2 protein-coding genes are annotated in these 3,948 nt (G+C 38.4%); one reads left to right on the top strand and one right to left on the bottom strand.

Going from position 1 to position 3,948, the window contains the following annotated elements; all coding sequences use genetic code 11:
- A partial coding sequence (locus AC3DU7_RS27650; RefSeq protein WP_488042470.1) for a single-stranded-DNA-specific exonuclease RecJ occupies nt 1-2,144 on the bottom strand: 2,144 nt, incomplete at its 3' end.
- A 443-nt stretch (nt 2,145-2,587) separates the two neighbouring features.
- On the opposite strand from AC3DU7_RS27650, the gene AC3DU7_RS27645 reads away from it, so the two are divergent.
- The coding region (locus tag AC3DU7_RS27645) for a tetratricopeptide repeat protein (RefSeq protein WP_488042469.1) at nt 2,588-3,948 on the top strand (1,361 nt) is incomplete at its 3' end.

Genomic DNA, 3,948 nt, shown 5'->3' with positions numbered 1-3,948 from the left:
GCTGCTTTAATTAAATTAAAAAAACGAGCATCTGAAACATCTACTTGTTTGGCACTATTACGAGTTTTACCTAACAAACCTATTTTTTGTCCCTGTTGAATTGCTAATACTTCTCCACGGGAATTTCTAATTCTTAATTCCTTTACATTTCCTATTTGATAAAGACTACAAGTATAAAGGCGATTATTGTAAGAAAATTCTGCTTTTTGAGGAAAATTTTGAGGCGAAGTCTGTGAATTCCTAGAAATTTCCATAGGCAAACGTACTCCTAATAATTCCAACTCAATATTACTCTGACCATTCCAAGTATTTTCCCGCATTTTATAAGCAATATCTACCACCGAAGGTAAAGGAAAATAATCGCCCCAACGCCAAGCGATCGCCTGAATTATTTCTCCAGAAATTAAAGTTAATTTAATATGCCCCTTACCCACAATTCTTTGTTCAGAAATTCTCACATTCCGACTCCAAAATACAGGGTCTTTATTTTCAATTCCGCAGGGATGAAGTAAATCTATTTGACTATAAAGTTCAAAATTTAATTCCTTAATTTCCGCCTCCGCATCAATACTAATTAACGGTTTTAGATGCTGAATTTCTAAACATTGATGGGCAAACTCACTCAGACGGGAACGAAATTTATCTAAATTTTCTGCCGAGAAAGAAAAACCACCAGCCGCTCTATGGCCTCCATATTTTCCTAATAGCTCGTCACAAAATTGTAACGCCTCAAAAACATCAAACTCAGGAATGCCACGAGCAGATCCACGAATTATTTCTTGTCCCTCCTCCTCATAAGTGCCAATAAAAACAGGCACCCCATAACGCTCCACCAACCGAGAAGCAACAATACCAATAACACCATGATGCCATCCTGGTTGCACCACAACTAAAACCCTTTCCTCCTGTAAATTTATCTGACTTGACTCGCACCAAGCGATCGCCTCTTGCTCAATTTCCTCACATAACTGTTGTCGTTGCTGATTAATTTCTTCACATTGCATCGCCCTTTCCAAAGCTATTCCCATCTCATCAGTAGTCAAAAGCTCAATCACAATTTGTGGATCGGCAATACGTCCCACTGCGTTGATGCGGGGGCCAAGGCGAAAACCAATATCATCAGGTTTAAGAGATTTTTGATTATCTTTTTCTTTTGAGTTTAATACCCCACTGTCTACAGAGTGCTGAAAATTCGTTGGCATTTGAGTTCCCTCTTCTTCCCCCCTTTCAAAGGGGGGCAAGGGGGGATACCCTCTTCCTTCTTCCTTCTTCCCTCTTCCTTCTTCCTTAGCTTGAACACCAGATACTTGAATTAATGCTTGTACTCCTGGTAACTGGGAGTGAGGCAAATATTGTAACCCCCGTTTTACCAAGCGACGGTTTATTCCAGTTAGGGGTGCCAAGTCAGCAATAGTACCAAGGGTGAATAATTCTAAAAGTGGCTTGATTAAACCTTGGTGTTTTCCCAAACGTTGCGCTAGAGATACCGCCAAAATGTAAGCAACCCCCACTCCTGCCACACCCCGATAAGGAGAAATTTCCGAAATAAGTTTGGGGTTGAGGATAGCGTGAGCTGGTGGTAGTTTAGGTGGAATGTCATGGTGATCGGTGATAATGACATTTACACCTAATTCCCTTGCCCTAACAATAGGTTCATAAGCAGCGATACCATTGTCTACAGTAAGGATGAGACTTACTCCTTCCTGATGAAACTCCTCAACAATGCGTTGGTTAATGCCGTAACCTTCCTGCATTCGACTAGGGATAGCATAGTCAACTTTTGCCCCTAGATGTTTAAGAGCGCGCAACAATAAAGCAGTGCTAGTCATGCCATCTGCATCATAGTCACCACAAATAGCTATTTTTTGTTCTTGAGAAATTGTAGCTTGTAATAAATTGAGACTAATATCTAAGTCAGGAAATTCTTGTATTGGTAGAGGTAGTTTTATTGACTCAGGATCTAAAAATGCTTGTGCTTGTTCTATAGTAGAAATATCCCGGTTAATTAATGTCTGGGCAATTAGGGGTGATATTTCTAGAGTTTTGGCTAGTTCTTTAGTTATTTCTGGTTGCTCTGGATATATTAGCCATCTTTGGTTAGGTAGGTTTTGCTGTTTTGGTGAAAGGGGGAAATTATCTTGCATATTTGAAGAAGGAAGAGGGAAGAAGTGCGATTCGTTTGGCCCCCTTTGAAAGGGGGGAGGAAGAAGGAAGAAGGAAAAAGTGGACGGGGAGTCAAACCCCAACAAGCTTTTCAACAATTAATAATTAACAATTACCTCTCATAAATAGGGGCGTTGCATAAATGCGGGATGATTTTAATAGTTTTGTGGAAGTGGAAGTGAAAGTGGAATGGGCATCTTGCCCGTTCCTGATACTTGCCCATTCCTGATATTTTCACCGCAGGCAGGGACAGACAGGATGCCTGCCCCCACTTACCACTTATATTCAGGACTTACGCACTGACAACAGATATAGGGTTTCGGTGCGTAACGCTACCGCTAACACACCCTACCCATAGCGTTCATGCGTAAGTCCTGATATTCTTAAATTGTTGATATTCAGAACCATAATTATAGGAGAAAAAATGCTCAAAAGCTTAATCATACAAAAATGTTTAGAAGCAATACTGTTCCGGAACACTTATGGGGTTAAACTACATCTCGCTTATATCTTTGCTTTAATTGGAATAATTTTCCCTCATCATTACGTTTTAGCTCAAACTACTACAGAATATTATGCTGCTGTGAGTGAGGATAAAATTATTAATAATGACTCGGAAAATCAAGATGCTTCTGTTTATTTTAATCGGGGTGTCGATAAATATAATGATGGAAATTTTTCCGGAGCTTTGAATGATTTTAGTAAGGCTATTGAGCTGAGACCGGATTTTATTGAAGCTTATTATAATCGTGGTATTTTACGAATTGAATTAACAGACTATCAAGGAGGAATTGAGGATTTTACTAATGTGATTAATCTCGATCCTAGTCGCATAGAAGCTTATTATAATCGAGGAAATATTAATAGTATTATTGGTAATTATCAAGCAGCAATTGTAGATTTCAATCAAGTAATTGAATTAGAGCCAAACTTATTTTATGTGTATAGTAATCGTGGTGTTGCTCGTTCTGGAATAGGAGACGAGCGAGGTGCAATTGCTGATTTTTCCAAAGCAATAGAATTAGAGCCAAATGCTGTGGATGCTTATAATAATCGGGGAATTATTCGGCGGAAATTAGGAGATTATTCAGGAGCTATTGCTGATTATTCTAAAGTAATTGAACTCAAACCTAATAATGCTCAAACTTATTTTAATCTGGGAGTTGCTAGGACTGAATTTGGAGATAAACAGGGTGCAATTGAGGATTATAATTGGGCAATTAAACTTAAGCCTGATTATGCTGAAGCTTATCTAAATCGAGGTAATATTTGGCAAAAATTGGGAAATTATCAGCAGGCAATAGCAGATTTTTCTCAAGCAATTAAATCAAATCCTGAATTAGCAGATGCTTATAATAATCGCGGTAATATCCGTCGTTTATTGGGAGACGACTGGGGAGCAATTATTGATTACGACCGGGCGTTAGGAATTGAACCAAATTTACCAGATGCTTACAATAATCGAGGTAATGCTTATAGTGTTTTGGGAAATTATCGGGAGGCAATTTATAATTATAATCTGGCTTTGAAGCTTAATCCAGAACTATTTTTGACTTATTATAATCGGGGTGCTGCTTATTTAGAATTAGGAGATTATGAGGCATCTTTAGTAGACTTTAATCGAGCCATTGAATTGCAGCCTAATTTTGCTAATGCTTATGAAAGTCGTGGAATTGTACATGAGCAGTTAGGAAATTTGCCAAAAGCTCTGGAAGATTTACAGAAAGCTGCTGAGTTGTTTGTAGAGGAAGAGAAAAATTTAGAGTATGAAAGGGTTAAAGAAGT

The organism is Okeania sp., assembly GCF_983059655.1.
This window is presented reverse-complemented; position numbering and strand designations above follow the sequence as displayed.